Here is an 18510-nt window from a genome sequence, read left to right on the forward strand (position 1 = left end):
TCTATTCAGTCGGCGCGCTGGTCTTTTGCTCAACTACTGTCGCTGCCAGCGGCTTGGGCACAAACCACTTGTAGACGGCGGGAATCACCAAGAGCGTCAGCACCGTGGAACTCACGAGCCCACCGACCACCACCGTGGCAAGCGGAGCCTGCACCTCGCTTCCGGCGCCTGTGGCGTAGAGTAGGGGGATTAGTCCGAGCGCCGTCGTCAGCGCGGTCATCAGCACCGGCCGCAAGCGCATGCAGGCCCCTTGCACGCTCGCCTCGTCCACGGACTTCCCTTCGGCCACGAGCCAGTTAAGATAGGTGACGAGCACCATGCCGTTCTCCAGCGCGATGCCGAACAGGGCGATGAAGCCGACGGACGCGGGCACGGAGAGGTTGAGATCGGCGAGCCACAGCGCCACCACGCCGCCGACCAGCGCCAGCGGGATGTTGAGCATGATCAGCAGCGAGGCGCGCAGCGAGCCGAAGTTCATGAACAGCAGCAGGAACACGAGCCCCAGCGTGATCGGCACCACGATGGCGAGCCGGCGGTTCGCTTCTTGCTGGAGCTCGAACTGGCCGCCCCACTCCACGAGATAGCCGGACGGCAGGTCGACGGTCTCGGCGATGCGCGCCTGGCCTTCCGCGACGAACGAGCCGATGTCACGGCCGCGCACGTTGGTTTGGACGGTGATGAAGCGCTGGGTGTTCTCCCGCGTGATCTGCCGCGGACCGACGATCTCCGTCACCTCGGCCACTTGGCGCAAGGGGATCAGCAATCCGGGCGGCGTGCGGATGACGAGCTCGCGGATAGCCTCGGGCGTGGTGCGCGCGCCTTCGTCGTAGCGCACGAGGATGTCGAAGCGCCGCACGCCCTCGAAGACCTGTCCGGCCGTCTCGCCGCCGATGGCCGTGCGCACCGCCGATTGAACGTCCTCGATATTGAGGCCGTAGCGGGAGATCTGCCCGCGATCGACGCGGATCTGCAGTTGCGGCGTGCCGGTGACCTGGTCTTTCTGCACGTCCGCGGCGCCCGGAATGTCCCGCACGACCCGCTCGATCTCGCCGGCCTTCGTGAGCAGCACGTCCTGGTCCTCGCCGAACAGCTTGATGGCGAGCTCGGCCTTGGTGCCGGTGAGGAGCTCGTCGACGGCGGCGGCGATCGGCTGCGTGAAGTTGAACTTCGCACCGGGGAAGTCCTCGAAGGCTTCGCTCATCGCCGCGAACAGTTCCTCGGGCGTGCGGTCGCTCGGCCACTCCTCTTGCGGCTTGAGCCCGACGAAGGCTTCCGCGTTGTTCACGGGGTCCGCATGCGCGCCGACCTCGCCGCGCCCGACCCGCGACACCACCCGCTCCACCTCGGGGAACCGGTCCAGCAATTGCTGCTCGAAGCGCGTGACCGTCTCGCGTGCCTCCTCGAGCGCGATGGAAGGCGCCATGGTCACGCGGACCAGGAGATCGCCCTCGTTCAGCCGCGGGACGAACTCGGAGCCGAGCCGCGGAAAAATGACGAGCCCCACCGCGAGAATGCCGACGGCAAGCGCGATGGCGAGCACGCGGGCACGCACGAACAGTTCGATCAGCGGCTGGTAAGCGCCGATCATGCCGTTCACCAGCCGGTCCGCGAGCCGCACCTTGCCGCGCGCCTCGGGGTCCGGGCGCTTCATCAGCATCTCGGACAGGACGGGCGCCACGAAGATGGCGAAGACGAGCGAGCCCAGCATCGCGAGCGAGACGGTGAAGGCGAGCGGCCGGAAGGTCTTGCCTTCATAGCCCTGCAGCGTGAACAGCGGCAGAAAGACCACGATGATGATCACGATGGCGAAGGCAATCGGGCGCACCACCTCTGCGCAAGCCCGCGCCACGATCTGGTGCTTGGAGAGCGCCGTATGCTTCTCCTTGAGATAGCGGTCGACGTTCTCGACGATGACGATGGCGCCATCGACCATGATGCCGATGGCGATGGCGATGCCGCCGAGCGACATCAGGTTGGCCGACAAGTCCGTGACCCGCATGAGGATGAAGGCGACGCAGATGGAGAAGGGGATGGCGAAGGCGACGACCAGGCTCGGTCTCAACCCGCCCATGAAGGCGAGGAGCACGAGAACCACGAGGATGACGCCTTGCGCCAAGGCCCCGTTCACCGTCTCGACGCTGCGCAGCACGAGCTTGGACTGGTCGTAATAGGGCACGACGCGCACGCCTTCGGGGAGCGCCTCGTTGATCTTCTCCAGACGCGCCTTCACGTCGGCGATGACCTTCGACGTGTTCGTGCCGATCAGCTTGAGAACGAGCCCGGCGACGATCTCGCCGTCGCCGTCCTTGGTCGCCAGGCCCTGGCGGACCTCGCCGCCGATCTTCACGGCGCCCACGTCGCGGACCTTCACTGGCACCCCGTCGACCACTTTCAGGATCGTGTCCTCGATATCGGCGATGCCGCCCGCGAGGCCGATCGAGCGCACGAGATACTGCTCGGAATTCTTGACGATGTACTGCGCGCCGGCGTTGCCGTTATTGGCCTTCACCGCGTCGACCACGTCGCCGATGCCGAGCCGGTAGCGGAGCAGGGCCTGCGGATCGACCTGAACCTGGAACTGCTTGACCTCGCCTCCCAGCGACAAGACCTCGGTGACGCCCGGGACGGTCTGCAGGTTGAACTTGATGATCCAGTCCTGGATCTCGCGCATCTCCTCGGGCGTGCGTCCGCCCGTGGTATCCTCGACGTAGTAGAACAGGATCTGCCCGAGGCCGGTGGTGATGGGTCCCATCTCCGGCTCGCCGAAACCGTCGGGGATCTCCTCGCGCGCCGTCTGCAAGCGTTCCCCCACGAGCTGGCGCGCGAAATAGATGTCCGTGGAGTCCTCGAAATAGACGTTCACTACGGACAGGCCGAAATTCGAGACGGAGCGGATGGTCTTCAGTCCGGGAAGACCGTTCATGGCGACTTCGATGGGATAGGTGACGTAGCGTTCGACCTCCTCGGGCGCGAGCCCCTCGGTCTCGGTGAAGACCTGCACGAGCGTCGGCGATACGTCCGGGAAGGCGTCCACGGGAAGATTGCGGTAGCTCTGGAAGCCCGCCACCAGAACGCCCACGGCGAGAATGCAGATCAGCAGGCGCTGTCGCAGGATGGCTTCGAGGAAGGTATGCATCGAACGCGCGGCGCTAGTGGTTGTGACCGTCGTCGAAGCCCGACTTGGCGAGCTGCGACTTGACGACGAAGGCGCCGTCGGTGACGACCGTGTCGCCGGTGCTGAGCCCCGCCAGCACCTCGACATAGTCGTGGTTGCGCCGCCCGAGGGTGACCGATTGCGGCTTCAGCTTCCCGTCCTTGTGTTTGACGAACACGACGTCCTGTCCTTCATGCGTTTGCAGGGCCGAGGCCGGGACGCGCACATTCGCGGGCTCTTCGACGACCGCGATGTCGGCGGTGACGAACATGCCGGGCCGGAGCCGCATCGGCGTGTTTTCGAGAACGACACGGGCATTGGCGGTGCGCGTTTCCTCGGAAACGTTGGGCGTCACGAAGGCGATGGTTCCCTCGGCCTCGAATCCTCCGTCCGTCAGGATGGTCACACTTTGCCCCGCCCGGACCTGTTCAAGATCGTGGGCGTAGATGCTGATATCGACCCAGACGGTGGAAACGTCGGCGATGACGAAGGCCTCACGATCGGTCGGCACGGACTCGCCGCGGGTCAGATGCCGGGTGACCACGGTGCCGCTGAGCGGCGCATGCATGACATATTCCGTGAGGTCCGAGGCGCCTTCCTCGGAAATCTCCTTCAGGCGATCTTCGCCAATGCCGAGAGCGAACAGCTTCTGCCGCGCGTTGCGAAGGTTGATGCGCGCTTCGGCGTATTCGGTCTTGACTTCGAGGTGGATCTTCTCCGAGACGATCCGCTTCTCGATCAGCGCTTCGGCGCGTGAGAAGTTCTCCTTGGTCAGGGCCAGCCGTTCGAGGCTCGCGAGATAGGCCGCCTTGGCGTCGGCCAGCTCCCGGCTTTCCAAGACGGCGAGCGCTTGTCCTTCGGTGACACGGTCGCCTTCCGCGGCGTTGATCGTCTGGGCGATGCCCGGCACGCGCGGCACCACATGCGCGAGCCTGTTCTCGTCATAGACGACTTCGGCAGGACGCTTGATCGTCACCGCGATGGGACCGCCCGCGACGGGAGCCGTGCGGACTTGGAACGTCTCCATTTGGTCGGGGGTCAGATCGACGCCGCCGTGGTCGTCGTGGTCGGAATGCTCTCCTTCGTGGTCGTGACCTTCGTGTCCCTCATCATCCTCGTTACCTTCGTTCTTTTCATGATTCTCGTGATCGTGGCCCTCATGGTCATCGTGATTCTCATGCCCCTCATGATCGTCGGTCGCGGAATCGTCCGGGGCCTCTCGATGGCCTTCTTTGGTCTCCTCGTCGTGGGCATGGTCATGATCGTGGTCATGATCCGCAGCGCCTGCCTCAGCGTCCTCGGCGGGGGCGCGGTCTTTGACCGATCCTGTCTCTTCGACCGGATCGCTCCCCGCTTCGTGATCGTCATGATCGTGATCCGCGTGGTCCTCGCGGGCCGCGGCAGACGAGAGGGAATATGAAGCCCAGATACCAGGGATGACAGTAACACTGGCGATAACTAGAGCAGTACCGCAAAGCCCGCGCGCTAGCTTGCTTGAGCTCCTTTTCATTGGTCGATTTCCTGGTTGCTATTGCTGCGCTGGGAAAGTCGCACAACTCCGGCCTGCGCTTCTTTTGACTCCGGTTGTAAGGCTAGGGCGCTGCGGTAGTCTCTCAGCGCGCTATCAATATCGCCTAGTTTTTCGTAGGCGGTGGCCCGTTGTATCAGAGCCAGGACCGTGGGTTTGAAATTGATGCCGCGCGTGAGGTCGTTGATCGCTGCACGATAGTTGCCGTCCGACAGCGCGATCTCACCTCTACCGTAGTAACAGAGCGGCATGTCAACACGTAGGTCGAGGCCCTTTTCGAAATCAGCCAGGGCTTTCTCAGGTTCCATTTTCCGCAGATAGCTAAGGCCCCGATTGCAATAAGCGTATCCGAGATCAGGTCTTATTTTGATTGCCTCAGTAAGGTCGACGATCGCCTCATCGTATTGGAGTGCCGCCACACGGGCCGAGCCTCTGTTGTACCACCCCTCAAAGCGCTCTGGAGCAAGTGCGATGACGCGGGAGTAGTCACTAAGGCCCGCATCAAATTCACCGAGCCTCACGTAAGTGCTACCGCGGTTGAGATAAGCCTGGGCATGCTCGGGGTCGATCCCAATCAGTTCGCTAAAGTCGGCTATTGCTTGAATGGGCTTTCCCGCCTTGAGGCACGAAAAAGCGCGAGTAGCGAGCTGATCTGCACGCCTCGTTTCTGTCAAAGACGAGTCAATAGGGGCGACGTCGCATTGTGGCGTTGCCAGTGCCGGCAACGGAGCCGTCATACCAATAAGGATCAGTGAAAGGAATCTTTTGCGCATGGTTCAATGCACCTTTGCTGCGGACAAGATATGCAGCAGGACTCGAACTGGAATTGCCGATTCTGGGCGAAAGTCGAGCACCAATAAGGTGCACGACTCACCCAAGATCCCACTGCTGTTTAAGCAGACAGCGTCTGCACGGGGGCAGCCGTTGAATCAGGCGATTGCGCGTGGTGGTTTTAGAAGAGAAAAGGCAACGTAGAGTGCATAACCAGGGGCGGCCGCGAATCCGAACCTACCACTCTTCAGCCCTTGCCGCAGGTCATTCTGAGGCACCGCATGCACGGCGGGCGCGCAGCAATGGGCGTCTAGACAGACACTGAGGCCGTGGCTCGGGCTTTCCCTTTCGGTTTCAAGCCCAGAAGGATCGCTGTGCGTGAACGAGCTAACCAGCCTGACCTCCGCGGGACTGGCGTGCTCATGAGGCACGCCAAAATCGCTCGAAACGGTGTGAACGACTGAATTCGCATGCCCGACCGCGCCTCCGAACATAAGTGCGGTGGCCAAAAAAAGCCGGACCAGTCGTAAAAAAAAGCGGCTCATCGATGAAACCAGCCTCGGCGGGCAAGGAATGTCAAGCCACATTGCCGAAAATGACAGAGAAATCTGGCAATTCGTGACGAGCCCGACCAGGAAGATGTTTCGACCGACCAACTAACGATGCGCGCGATTATTCACGTGCCCCCTGGTTGAAGGCTTCGAGCGCCGCTTTCAGCTTGCTTTCGGCGTCGATGAGGAAGGTGGCGGAGATCACGACCTCCTCGCCTTCCTCCAAGCCGTCGATCACTTCTATAAAGCCGCTGCCGATGCGCCCAATGCTGACCTCGCGCGGCTCGAACCGGTCTTCACCCTTGGCGATGAGAACGATCTTGCGCGTGCCGCTGTCGATGACGGCGTTGGAAGGCACCGCCATGACGTCGGGAGCATCGGCGTCGGGACGGAGCACCACGTCGGCATACATGCCGGGCTTCATCGACCCGTCGGGATTCGGCAGCTCGATGCGGACCGAGACGGTTCGCGTCTCCATCGTTCGCATGTGGGGATAGATGAAGGTCACTTTGCCTTCGTGCGGGTCGTTGGGGAAGGCGCGGAGCGTTACCGTGACGGGCGTGCCGACCTTGACGTCGGCGATGTCAGCCTCGGCCACTTCGGCAATGACCCAAACATGCGAGTTGTCGGCGATGCGGAACAACTCCTCGCCCGCCTCCACAAACTGGCCCTTGAGCACGTTTTTCTCGATTACGTGGCCCGAGGCGGGCGCCGGCCAATCGAGCGTTCTCACATTCTCCTTGGTCTCGATCACCTCGTCGATCCGTTCTTGCGGTACGTCGAGGTTACGCAACTTTTGAATGGCGCCTCTGACGTCCCGGTTGAAGCCGGTGCGGCCTTGCGTGCGCAACGAGACCAGGAGGTCGACTTGGGCCAGCTGAATTTGCGGACTGTAGAACCGGAACATCGGATCGCTCGTCTTTACGTGCGCCCCGGCCTTATTGACAAACAGATCCTCGATGTAGCCGTCGGAGCGAACCGTCACGACCCAAAGTGTCGATTCGTCGTGCTCGACCGTGCCAACGCCGCGTACCTCACGGGATAACGCTTTGAGGCCGACCGTCTCGGTCTTGACGCCGCTTCGTTGAATCTTGGCCAGGCTCACCTTCACGGTGTCACTGTCATCGACCTCGTCGGCGTAGACGGGGATGTAGTCCATGCCCATGGAGTCCTTCTTCGGCACCGGCGAGGTGTCCGGCAGACCCATGGGGTTGCGGTAATAGAGAATCTTCCGTTCGCCGTTCTCGCCTTCGCTCATCTCGTCGTGAGCGGCGGGCTCGGTCGCGGCATGTATCGGCATCGGCTCGTCCCGATGCGCGTACCAATAAGTGCCCGCCGCCCCGGCGACAATGCCGGCGGCCAGCAAGGCCAAACTACTTAGACGCTTCATAGCGCGCGTCTCCAAATCCGAGAGTGACGGGCCTTCGCAGTACAAAGGGCTCGCGCGTGCAGCTCGCCAGGCACGAGCTTGTGCGTGGCGGCGACACGACTTCGTTCAAGGATCTAGACGCGGGGTGGCGGGAGAGCCGGGTGGTCCAGCGTGGACCGGAAGCTCGTAACCAAGTTCGCGAGTTTCGGCGCTGCTTTGGGCGGCGTGGCAAGATCCATCGCCGCGACTTGAGCGGCGGAGAGCACGGTGCATTTAAGGAGGCACGCGCTGGATTCGCCGCAGCCGTTCTTAGGTTGCTTTTCGCAGTGTTTGGACTCGGCACAGCAATTCGTGTGCGCCGCCATATCGGACGCATCGGGCATGCCGGCCGCCACTCCAGCCGCCACGGCTGAGGGCATTGCGACGGCCGAGACCGGCAGGGCGGCCAGCGACAACGCCACGACGGCATCGACTATGATGCGCAAACTCCTCATGCTGCAGTTGGCGTAACCGCCGACCGTATGCTGGTCAAGTGAACTCGCTGTGAGCCCTTGACGCCCGCTTTTGACCCAGAACTGACGCACCGCCTCCCAGTACTCCCAAGTCGTGGTCGCGCTGATTAGCGCAAATCCCCCGGCAGGCGGTCGAGAGCTTCGTACAGGCGAGGCCACTGTTTAATAATTACTGAGTGGCGTAGATCGATGTGGTGCCGTCCTTCTTCACAGCATAAACCTTGATTGGTCCCTCCTTTGGACCTTCCATTCCGGGAACGCCGCTTGGCATGCCGGGAATGCTGAGACCAATGGTGTCCCGTGGCTTTTCAGCCAGAAACCTCTTTATGATTTCGCTGGTCAGGTGCCCCTCAAAAACGTAGCCGTTCAGCTTGATAAGATGGCAACCTTGAAAGCCCTCGGGCACACCGGCATCAAGGCTCATCTCAGCCAAGTTGTTCACTGACGTTATATCCAGCTCGAAGCCGCTTTTGCGCAGGTAGTCTGCGTGGGCCTCACAGCACGTGCACTGCTGTTGCTTGTAGAATGTCCCTTCTAAAGTCTGCGCAAAGGCTGAGTCGGTGACGAAGGCAAACACCAACGCGGCAATTATTCTCATGGCGTGTTTCATCCGGATACTCCTTACAATGCAGATGGCAAAGGCAAGCGTGCCAAGTGTAACCCCATTGAGGGGCGAGACTTCGGTCGCACTCGCCCTGTCCTTCTCAGCGAAAGAACAGGTACTTGACTAAGGCCGCAATAACGAGCACGGCGATGGTACCGATGATCAGCCACCAAATTCCCATACCCCACATCATTCCGTTATTCATCATCTCGCTCATGATTCAATCCTCCTAGGACTGCTGTAGAGGCTGCACTCTTTGATAATTCAGACTAATACACGCGGCGAAGATCCCTGACGCAACGCTGGTGGCCATCATCTTTGCCATATGCCCAAGCGTTCGATTATACCCGGCGCTTGAGCATCGGTCTTTGTGGGATCGGCCAGGCCTATCGGATAAGGCCCGGCCGACCCTTTCTATCGAAGTCTAACGGTTAGAGCTTTTCGTTTGGGTCCCTTGCTTCTGACCCGGACACTCGACCGCGGAACCACACTTTCCCAAGTTGTGATAGGCGTTGTGGTGCGCGGTGGCGACGTCCGACGATAGACTTACAGCGACAAACGCTACTCCAGTCAGGACGACTGCTAGTGATCGATACATTTTTCCACTCCTTTGGGCATCGATGGTTGTTCGACCGCCGCATGAACGACGGAACGCCCCCAAAAGGCGGGGGTCCCATGACTAGGCAGGCCCACTCCAGGGACTGCTCAGACGAAGTGGAAAAAGCGAGGAGGTGGTGTAGGAGCGCGGATCACCGCGCTTCTGAACCGCGAACCTTCAGTTGATTTGAGGGAGGTAGTTTTAGAGGCGGCTTCTTCCGTCCAGGTCAACGGCAAAGCCATGGGCGAGCAGGGACTATTGCAAACGACCGGCACAACACAAGGCTTGCTACAGCCATCGCAATGGTCGCACTCGCCAGCCCCAAGATTGGTAGCCGTGATCAAGTCGACAGCACCGACAATAGGTTGAGCGTGGCTCAAGCCCGCCACTGCGTGCGAACTTACGGTGAGGAAGATGGCGAAAGCGAGCCGACTGACGAACGTGACCATCTCATCAGAATGATCTCTCTGCCAAAAACATCAAGGGTCTCGTGATCAAATATTTGGCACTGGCATCCGACCCCAGTGTCGTCGTCGCTTGCACTTGCTTATGACACTTCAGCGCAGTTGCAGTCGGTAAGCCGCCACTTAACTTTGCCCGGCTAGAGCATCGAAGATGGGGCACGATTTTTGATCGCCGGGCTTACACGCCTCGGCCAGACTTTTTAGTGCTCTCTCCAACCGCTTTAGGTTGGCGATTTTGCCCTGCACCTGATCCACGTGCCGAAGAGTCAACTCCCTTGCAGCGCAATCCTGATTTCGCCCTGAGAGACTGATCAATGTGCAAATGTCGTCCAACGAAAAGCCGAGTTCACGGCTGCGACGAATGAAGGTCAGGCGTCGAGTATGATGCCGGTCGTACATGCGAAGCCCACCCCGAGTGCGGGGCGGAGCATCAAGCAGCCCCACGCGTTCGTAGTATCTAATCGTCTCGATGTTAATGGTCGAACGAAAAAAGGTAGAACTGGGGAGCGATTGCCTTCTTATTGGACACAACGTTGCACGCTGTCGTAAAGGTCATACTCCACCGTGAAGGATGTCATCATCACCCACTAGCCGATCATCACCACTTTGACCGTTCAGCGTTTCGTGTGAGCCGGCCCGAGTGGCTGGTTGCCATTCCTGAACGACCAATAAGCGAGAAGGCGCTTTGCTACCGGAGAGCCAGCCTGATCTATGTACGGCAGTCACATACGAATGCCGTACATCAACGCCCCGCTAGCCCCAACTGGCGGGGCGTCCTTTTGCATGCATTAGCCTGCGCTGAGCAACGGCCTGGCAGTGCCTCGGGACCATCCGCCTGCCAAGCAGGAACTGGCGAATTGACGAAGTTGGAATCTACTGATAATCATTTGCAAGACGGTTCCTCTATGAGGATGAAAAGGGAATGTGGAGAAGTTGGCATAATGCCAGCTAAGTCCGCAGCTGCCCCCGCAACTGTGAGCGGCAAGCCGAGCGCCAACATGTCACTGGGGGAAACCCGGGAAGACGGCGTCTAGGCAGCGACCCGCGAGCCAGGAGACCTGCCGTCACAGGTGCCTGATCGGCGTCGTGCGAGCGGGGTGCTCGCAGGCGAAGAAGGGAAGCGCTAGTTCGCGTTCCATCCGTGAAGGCTTCGCGCCGCAGGCGCACATGGATGGAAATCCTATCGTGAAGTCGATCACGGCCATTTGTCTCGTCACAACTTTATTCGCAAGTCCGTTTCTTATCGCTAACGGTTCATGGGCCGATCAGCAGCATCATCCACATGTCCGTCTTCCAGACGGGATAGGTGAGCTGCCGCCGGGGATCCCGGAGCCCTCGATTGCAACGAGTCTGCCAGGATATGGAGATCCTCGAAGTGTACGCAATGTCCTTGCCCGGCAGGGAGTTTCTTACGGCATCGACTACACCAGCGACGTGCTAGGCAACGTCTCAGGAGGAATGGAGCAAAGCGTACATTACGCAGGACTTCTCGAGGGATACCTCGATGCCGATCTTGAGAACCTCACCGGTGCACGAGGGTTGAGTTTCCATATAGATTTCTATCAAATTCACGGCACCAGCATCACTGCTGAAAACATCGGCAGCATCGTCAGCGTTAGCAACATAGAGGCATTCCCTTCCACGCGTCTGCATGAGCTTTGGCTTGAACAGGCTTTCTATGACGGGCACGCCTCTATCCGTCTCGGCCAGCTGGGTGCCGACAGTGAATTTCTCATTTCGGAGGTGGCTGCGAGATTCATCGCCTCTACCTTTGGCTGGACGACTCTCAGCTCCGACAACCTTCCTTTTTGGCGGTCCCATCTATCCGTTTGCATCACCAGGGGTGCGCGTCGCTGTTGAAGTTCAGGACCTATTCCAACTGAAATTTGGGATTTATGATAGTGATCCAGCCGGTCCCTGCGCCGAGGAACGTGATCCCGGGCAGTGTAACGCGCACGGCTTCGATTTTCGCCTTAACGATCCCCCCTTGTTGCTCTTCGAGGCCGACTATTCCTACGGCAACGGCAGCTGCCCGTCCGGCACGGTCAAACTTGGCGGCTGGTACGATTTTGGCGAGTTCGATGATCCAATACACCCGCTCGCGCAGGGGCTTTCTGCGTCTCGCCATGAAGGAAACCAAGCCGTCTATGTGGTAGTCGATCAGGTGCTCTATCAACCAGAAGGCCAATGCGGCACAGGAGGTGTATCGGCCTTCGCCCGAGCGATCCTTAGCCCGGCTGACCGCAATCAGGTCGACACTTATGCTGATGTTGGCATTGTCTTCGACGGATGGGTGCCCGGGCGCCCTCATGACGGCATCGCTCTAGGCGTCGCGTATTCCGGTATTTCGAACGAAGCCTCCGATCTCGACCGCAAGGCGGGGCTGCATATCATTCGCGATTATGAACTAATCCTCGAGTTGAACTACATTGCAGAGATCGTATCTGGCTGGGCGATACAGCCAGTGGTGCAATACATCCATAATCCCGGAGGCTCGGTGCCCAATCTATTCAACGATACACCCAACCAAAAAGTCGAGAATGCGTTGGTCGTTGGGATGAGGAGCATCATCAATTACTGATCCCAGGAATAGCGTGACGAGTAGAAACTCATGTGAAATCGGGCGGCGATTCAAAATCGCGAAACAGGCTAGAAAAGAGCGCGTCAATGCGGAGAACATGTTCGGCACCGGGTATTAGATCTCCTTGCACAACAACATCTCTTTCGGGGGCGCCGACGTCGGCCTTTGTGACGATGAAGGCCGGGTGGTAGGGCGCCAGGATAAAAAAAAGGGTGACGTGATCCTGCACCAAGGCAAAGTCTGAGCTTATAGCGCGAATTGCCGTCCTCGAGAGACCAACCCAACCAGATGTAGGCACAGGGTAACTAAACCTTCGTGTGCGTGACGCCAGAAATCGGTTGAGGTCCTCTACTGCCTGGTCACTATCCTAAAAATGAATTTTGTTCATATATTAAGTTGAAAACCCTTCATTATGCGCAGCACTCGAACCCTAATATCGTTGCCTGTGGATTTGAGGGGAGCAGTTTCGCGTGAGATGAGGCGCGCCCCAAGGTCGATCAGAGCCGGGGGGCAGTAAATGGAACTCCGTGTCACGGCGGCGCATTCCGCGTCGCGTTCGTCCAGGAAACTCAGCGAAGTTAGAGAGCGGCTGCTCGCCTTGGCGGCCTCTGCGGCGCTCATTGCCCTATCGGGTGAAATAGTTCATGCACAGGAGACCGGGAAAACAACCGGAGAGGGCGGCCTAGAATCGGGCGTGACCGGCAACGGCGCCCCCGCCGCCACGGGCGGCAGCCCCGATCCTGGAGCCGACACCCAGGTCCCTCCGGTGATCGTCGAGCAGGATCCCGACATTGAGGCCGCGCCCGCCGTGGTCGAGGCGGAGCCCGACCCTGAGCCGAGGCCGCGGCCCCGCCCCGCGCCGCGCACCACCGCGAGCGCTCCCGTGAGCGCGCCCGCCGCCACGGCCGACGGCGGCTACGCCTCCCAGGACGCGATCGAGGAGGCGATCTTCGATCTCCCCGTGGACGGCAGCACGCTGAACCGCGGCTCGTCGGGCGTCGACGGCTATTACGCCGCGGGCACCTCGTCCGCGACCAAGACGAATACGCTGATCATGAACATCCCGGGCTCGGTCTCGATCATCCCCGAGGAGCTCGCCGAGGATCAGGCCGCCAACACGCTCGGCCAGGCGCTGCTCTACGTTCCGGGCATCGCCGTGCAGCAGGGCGAGGGGCATCGCGATCAGCTGACCTTCCGCGGCCAGGAAACCACCGCGGACTTTTTCGTCGACGGCGTGCGCGACGACATCGAGACGTTCCGCGATCTCTACAACGTCCAGACCATCGAGGTGCTCAAAGGCCCGAACGCCATGATCTTCGGCCGCGGCGGCGGCGGTGGCGTGATCAACCGCGTCACCAAGCGCGCCGACGGCGTTCCGATCTACGAGGGCACGGTGCAGGTCGGCAGCTGGGGCCGCGCGCGCGGGACGGCAGACGTCGGCCAGGCGATCTCGCCCAACGCCGCGTTCCGCCTGAATGCCATGTACGAGGACTCGGAGACGTTCCGGGAATTCTCGTGGCTCGAGCGCTACGGCATCAATCCGACCATGGGCTTCAAGCTCGGCGAGCGGACCACGCTGCATTTCAGCTACGAGTACAAGACCCACGACCAGAACATCGACCGCGGCGGTCCGTCGATCGACGGCAGGCCGTTTCAGGCTCCCCTCGAGACGTATTTCGGCCAGCCCTTCGCGAGCTTGACCACGTTCGACGGGCACGTGGCCACGGCGACGCTCGAGCACGAGACCACGGGCGGCCTGCAGATCCGCAACCACACCTTCTTCGCGGACTACGACAAGCTCTACCAGAACATTTTCGCATCTTCGGCGGTGAACGCGCCGGGGCCGGGTCTGGTGGAGCTCGACGGCTATCAAAATATCGAAGCCCGCCAGAACTTCGTCAATCAGACGGACTTCTCCTATTCGTTCGCGCACGGGCAGCACCTCCGCCACACGCTGGTGGGCGGCCTGGAGTTCGGCGTGCAAAAGAACGATGCGTTCCGCAATCTGCCGGTCTTCGTGGCGCCGGGTTCCGGCATCTTCACCCTCGACGTGCCGGTGGCCGATCCGACGGTCTTCACCAGGACCCTGTACAACCGGCCGAACCGGCGCCGTTTCACCGACCTCGATACGTCGAGCGCCTTCATCCAGGATCAGTTCGAGATCACGCGCTATTTCGAGCTGATCGGCGGCATCCGCTTCGACCGCTTCGACGTCAGCTTCGAGGATACGCTGAACGGCTTCCAGACCTCGCGCGTCGACGACGAGTGGTCGCCCCGCGTCGGCGGCGTCGTCAAGCCGTGGGAGAGCCTGCATTTCTATGCGAGCTACGCCAAGTCGTTCCTGCCGGCGAATGGCGACAATTTCGGCGAACTCAGCGTCACGGCGTCGGATCTGGAGCCGGAGACGTTCGAGAACTACGAGACGGGCTTCAAGTGGACGATCATGCCGCGCCTGCTGTTGCAGGGCGCGATCTACCGCCTGGACCGCGACAACCAGGCGGTGACCATCGGTCCCGACACCTTCGCGCGCGGCCTGACCCGGACGCGGGGCAAGGAGATCGAGATCAGCGGCTACGTCACCGACAAGTGGCAGGTGTTCGGCGGCTATGCCCACACGGACTCCGAGATCCTCTTCGCCGGCGACGATCTCTCCCTGGTCGGCAACTCGGTGGAGTCCGTCCCGGTCGACACCTTCTCGATGTGGAACAAGTACCAGCTCACCAAGAAATGGGGCGTGGGCCTCGGCGTCATCTACCAGGCGGGCTGGTTCGCCGAGGCGAACAACGCGGTTAAGGTGCCGAGCTACACGCGGTTCGACAGTGCCGTCTATTACGACATCAACGAGCACTGGTCCGCGCAGCTCAATGTCGAGAACATGTTCGACACCGAGTACTGGATCTCCTCGCACAACAACAACAACATCTCCTACGGGGCGCCGACCTCGGCCTTCGTGACCATGAAGGCGAAGTGGTAGGATCTAGAAACCGCTAGAGGTCCACTCTGACCCGTCCGCTCGCTGTGATCAGGAGGGCCGTGGACGCCCCCGCCCATCCTTCGCTGTCGCAGTGGTGAAGTCTTGATTCGGCCTTGAATTCCCTCTAACTTTCGTAGGTTAGTTAGGGGCCTACTTCGTCTATAAATCTCATGCATAGAGCACGCAAGTTCGCCATTTTCGCGTTGGTGGCACTCCTTCTTCCGGCTTCAGCCGTGGGAGCGTCGCTAGTCTGGTGTGTGGGCCTCAACGGGCACAACGCTATCGAAAGCGCGGCGTCCAGCCATCATCATGAGACGTCCAGGTTTTCTTCTCAGGTGCGTGAGCTTTGCGTGGAAGGCGGACGCTGCCTAAATTATGATGTATTGCAGCTCGCTGAAGTTCCAAAGAAATTGGCTTCGCTTGCATCGCCATCGAAGAATCCGACTGCCTCAGCGATCATTTCGCATAATTATTTTGATGGCTCCGAATCTCCCTTGGAAGTGGTCCGCACTTGGACTGGTGTTGTCGCCAGCCAACTCGCCCATCTCCGCACCGTTGTGCTGCTGATCTAACTCTCTCCGATTACAGGCACTGACTTCGCGTGCATCAAGCGCGCAGTCATCTATCGCCGTGTATGGGGGGGGAAATGATCGCAACAAAAATACGACGGTTTATCATCTTGATTCTGACGCTTTCGCTGTCCGCCTGCTACAAGCAGCCGGTTTCCTATCTCGATGGCGGGCCATCCACCTTGGCGGATGGAAGCCGCCTAAACGCCGAGACGGACGTCTCAGCGGTCACGCCAGCCGATAAGACTGTCGTTCGCTACGCGAACGCATCGCGCTATCCGGACTCGCAGGCAACTTATACTGGCACGGTCACGCTGAGCGATGCGGTTCGGCGCGCTCTCCGTTACAGCCCGGCCTTGGAGGCTGCGTCGATCGAGGTTGATGCCAAGCGCGCGGAAACTGTTCAGGCGGGCCTTAGACCAAACCCTGTCATCACGGGAGATGTACAGAATGTCGGACAGGATGTTCAGGAATCTACTTTGGAGCTCTCTCAGGTCATTCTTCTTGGCGGAAAGCGGCTAAAGCGTATCAGGGCCGCCGAGCTCGATGTCGGGGTCGCGGAATGGGATTACGAAGCTGTGCGTCTGCGGACAGCGAGCAACACTGCGGAGGACTTTGTCGACGTTCTGGGAAGCCAACGACGGATTCAGATCCTTGGCGAGCTCGAGGGCGTGGCCAGACAGCTCAAGAAAGCGGTGAACGAACGGGTGGATGCCGGAACGATAAGTGCGGTTGACCTAAAGAGAACCGAGATCGAAGTCATTCGTGCGCAGTCCCAGCTAAGTCAAGAAAAATCGCTCCTTGGCGTTCTACGCCGCCGGCTCGCGAACAACTGGGGTGCGCGCAGCGCAGACTTTGAGTACGTCAAGGGTGACTTGGCGACGGGCACTCGTCTGCCGTCGGCAGACCAACTCAGCGCTTTTTTGTCTTCGAATCCTGACGTTGCACGCTGGACGACCGAGATGATGCAGCGGGAGGCCGTTCTTAGGTTAGAGAAGTCCAAACGGATACCCGACCTGACTGTCGGCGCTGGCGCGCGGAACGTAAGGGACGCTGACGAAACGGGAGCCCTAGTTGGCCTCTCGATTCCGCTACCGGTATTTGATCGCAATCAGGGCAATATCGCTGCCGCACAAACCCGCGTTTTCAAGGCGCGACGCGAGACAATGGCCGCAAGAATCGATGTGAATTCCCAGATGCTGGAGGCCTACGGCGACCTTGTGGTTGCCTCCCGAAAGCTTGAGGCCCTGCAGAAACAGATCCTGCCTACCGCTCAAGAAGTCTACGCAGACACGAACAAGGGCTATGCCGCCGGAGAGTTCGATCTCTTGAGCGTTTTGGATTCTCAGCGAACCCTGTTTGCGACACGCCTGGAGATCGTGAATGCGCAGGCGGACTTCCAAAAGGCAAAGGTGAGAATCGAAGCTTTGATTGGACGCAGCCTCTATGACTTCTGAGAAGAATGGGAATCAACGACGCCCGCTGAACCGGCTGCTCATTGGGACGGCAATTCTTGTCGTCTTGATGGTTATGGCCGCCGTTGCTGTTTGGCTTCCATACTCGAGAGCAACGATTAATTCCCTCGTGACCACCGGTGTCGAGCGTGCAGAGACCAGCATCAACGGTGCTGGAACGGGCCCCGACCGATCGGATCCGCCCCATGCTGAGAATAGTGACGAACAATCAAAAACCGAGACCGAGAAAGACCAAGTTGCAGCAATCGGTGGCCCGGCGGACGACGGCGAATCATCGTCAGGGCAGCACGAGTCTGAAGGGGAAGGGGCGCCGGACCTCGGTGTCGAAAATCTCAAGCGCCTCGGTATCAAAGTCGCTGTCGCTGACGACAGCCCAATGGTGATGGATATCGAGCGTCCCGCAGAAGTGAAATTCGACAACGATCGGGTGGTTCACGTCGTGCCCCGCGTTGCTGGCGTGGTTAGCAGTGTGTCGGTGTCAGAAGGTGAGGTTGTCGAGGAGGACGAGGTCCTCGCGGTCGTTCATAGTCGAGAGCTCGCGGAAATGAAATCAGCGTATCTCGCTGATCTGGAGCGGCGAGACTTGGCATGGGAGAATTTCGACCGAGCGAAGCGGCTTTGGGAGAAAAAGATCTCTTCCGAGAAGGACTATCTGGCACAGAAGACCGCATTGGCTGAGGCGGACATTGCTTTGACCGCCTCGCAGCAGAAGCTTCGCGCGCTTGGTCTATCACAAAGCTACCTCGACAAGCTTAAGGATGGCGCGGTTGAAGACCTTGCGAAATATGAGATACGCGCGCCGATTACCGGAACTGTCATTAAGAAGCACATCAGCCTCGGTGAGGCTGTGTCCGTCGACAGTGACGCATTTATGGTAGCCGACACGTCGACCGTCTGGGTGGACATAACAGTCTATCCCGAGGACCTACGAGAGGTTGGCGCCGGACAAATTGTCCAAATTCAACTTGACGAGAACGACGTCGTTGAAGGGCAGATAGCCTTCGTCACGGCCGATGTACAAGAGGAGACGCGCACCGCCGTCGCGCGGGTCATCAGGGACAATGCAGGAGGCCGATTGAAGCCAGGCATGTTCGTCAAGGCGTGGATTGAACTGAGCCAAGAGACCGGCGGCGTTCGCGTTCCCAAGACTGCAGTGCAAAACTTCAACAACAACACCGTGGTCTTTGTCCAGGAGGGGGAAAGCTTCGAGCCGAGACCCGTCAAGCCTGGCCGCGAAAACTCGAAATACGTCCAAGTTCTATCGGGGCTTACTAAAGGAGAGAGCTACGTTGAAGAGGGGGCGTTCACGCTGAAAGCACTCATCCAGAAGGCACAAATGGGCGAAGGCCACGGTCACTGA

At 59.9% G+C, this 18510-nt stretch carries 15 protein-coding genes and 1 riboswitch; of the genes, 7 read left to right on the top strand and 8 right to left on the bottom strand.

Annotated elements, in window-relative coordinates; genetic code table 11:
* Position 1 precedes the first annotated feature (1 nt).
* Together GL4_RS06020 and GL4_RS06025 are read right to left on the bottom strand one after the other, a co-directional pair.
* Entirely contained in the window at positions 2-3136 is a 3135-nt protein-coding gene (locus GL4_RS06020) for an efflux RND transporter permease subunit (RefSeq protein WP_045365635.1), read from the bottom strand.
* A gap of 13 nt (positions 3137-3149) precedes the next feature.
* Positions 3150-4181: an efflux RND transporter periplasmic adaptor subunit gene (locus tag GL4_RS06025; RefSeq protein ID WP_052464169.1), complete on the bottom strand. Its 1032-nt coding sequence runs from the start codon at positions 4179-4181 to the stop codon at positions 3150-3152.
* On the opposite strand from GL4_RS06025, the gene GL4_RS18085 reads away from it, so the two are divergent.
* Positions 4167-4574, top strand: a complete 408-nt coding sequence (locus tag GL4_RS18085) for a hypothetical protein (RefSeq protein ID WP_156137408.1) — start codon at positions 4167-4169, stop codon at positions 4572-4574. The genes GL4_RS06025 and GL4_RS18085 overlap by 15 nt on opposite strands.
* Positions 4575-4660: 86 nt before the next feature.
* On the opposite strand, the gene GL4_RS06035 is transcribed toward GL4_RS18085, so the two are convergent.
* The 5 genes from GL4_RS06035 to GL4_RS17145 all read right to left on the bottom strand — a co-directional run bounded on the left by GL4_RS06035 (position 4661) and on the right by GL4_RS17145 (position 9995).
* Complete coding sequence (locus GL4_RS06035; protein WP_045365641.1) at positions 4661-5455, bottom strand: tetratricopeptide repeat protein; 795 nt, start codon at positions 5453-5455, stop codon at positions 4661-4663.
* A gap of 670 nt (positions 5456-6125) precedes the next feature.
* Positions 6126-7394, bottom strand: coding sequence for an efflux RND transporter periplasmic adaptor subunit (locus GL4_RS06040; protein WP_082025511.1), 1269 nt, complete (start codon positions 7392-7394; stop codon positions 6126-6128).
* 113 nt (positions 7395-7507) lie between these two features.
* On the bottom strand, positions 7508-7867 hold the full coding sequence (locus GL4_RS17445; RefSeq protein WP_159079786.1) for a hypothetical protein: 360 nt from the start codon (positions 7865-7867) through the stop codon (positions 7508-7510).
* 187 nt (positions 7868-8054) lie between these two features.
* Positions 8055-8495: a DUF411 domain-containing protein gene (locus GL4_RS06050; RefSeq protein WP_045365647.1), complete on the bottom strand. Its 441-nt coding sequence runs from the start codon at positions 8493-8495 to the stop codon at positions 8055-8057.
* Positions 8496-9674: 1179 nt separating this feature from the next.
* On the bottom strand, positions 9675-9995 hold the full coding sequence (locus tag GL4_RS17145; protein WP_244462692.1) for a MerR family DNA-binding protein: 321 nt from the start codon (positions 9993-9995) through the stop codon (positions 9675-9677).
* 434 nt (positions 9996-10429) lie between these two features.
* A riboswitch (cobalamin riboswitch) is annotated at positions 10430-10631 on the top strand.
* Between the two features lie 105 nt (positions 10632-10736).
* Here GL4_RS17145 and GL4_RS18090 point away from each other — a divergent pair.
* On the top strand, positions 10737-11411 hold the full coding sequence (locus GL4_RS18090; RefSeq protein ID WP_159079785.1) for a carbohydrate porin: 675 nt from the start codon (positions 10737-10739) through the stop codon (positions 11409-11411).
* A complete protein-coding gene (locus GL4_RS16610) occupies positions 11395-12132 on the top strand; it encodes a carbohydrate porin (protein WP_159079784.1) in 738 nt (245 codons plus the stop codon). The genes GL4_RS18090 and GL4_RS16610 overlap by 17 nt, the downstream gene beginning before the upstream one ends.
* Positions 12133-12160: 28 nt before the next feature.
* Here the strand turns inward: GL4_RS16610 and GL4_RS17880 are convergent, their stop codons facing one another.
* On the bottom strand, positions 12161-12361 hold the full coding sequence (locus GL4_RS17880) for a hypothetical protein (RefSeq protein WP_208430898.1): 201 nt from the start codon (positions 12359-12361) through the stop codon (positions 12161-12163).
* Positions 12362-12649: 288 nt separating this feature from the next.
* Between GL4_RS17880 and GL4_RS06070 the strand changes: the two genes are divergently transcribed.
* The 4 genes from GL4_RS06070 (at position 12650) to GL4_RS06080 (ending at position 18510) form a co-directional block, all read left to right on the top strand.
* Positions 12650-15106, top strand: coding sequence for a TonB-dependent receptor (locus GL4_RS06070; protein ID WP_082025513.1), 2457 nt, complete (start codon positions 12650-12652; stop codon positions 15104-15106).
* 170 nt (positions 15107-15276) lie between these two features.
* On the top strand, positions 15277-15678 hold the full coding sequence (locus GL4_RS17885) for a hypothetical protein (RefSeq protein WP_208430899.1): 402 nt from the start codon (positions 15277-15279) through the stop codon (positions 15676-15678).
* Between the two features lie 74 nt (positions 15679-15752).
* Positions 15753-17132, top strand: coding sequence for a TolC family protein (locus GL4_RS06075; protein ID WP_159079783.1), 1380 nt, complete (start codon positions 15753-15755; stop codon positions 17130-17132).
* A complete protein-coding gene (locus GL4_RS06080; RefSeq protein ID WP_052464175.1) occupies positions 17122-18510 on the top strand; it encodes an efflux RND transporter periplasmic adaptor subunit in 1389 nt (462 codons plus the stop codon). Before GL4_RS06075 ends, GL4_RS06080 begins: the two co-directional genes overlap by 11 nt.

Origin of the sequence: Methyloceanibacter caenitepidi (assembly GCF_000828475.1) — a bacterium.
Classification (GTDB): domain Bacteria; phylum Pseudomonadota; class Alphaproteobacteria; order Rhizobiales; family Methyloligellaceae; genus Methyloceanibacter; species Methyloceanibacter caenitepidi.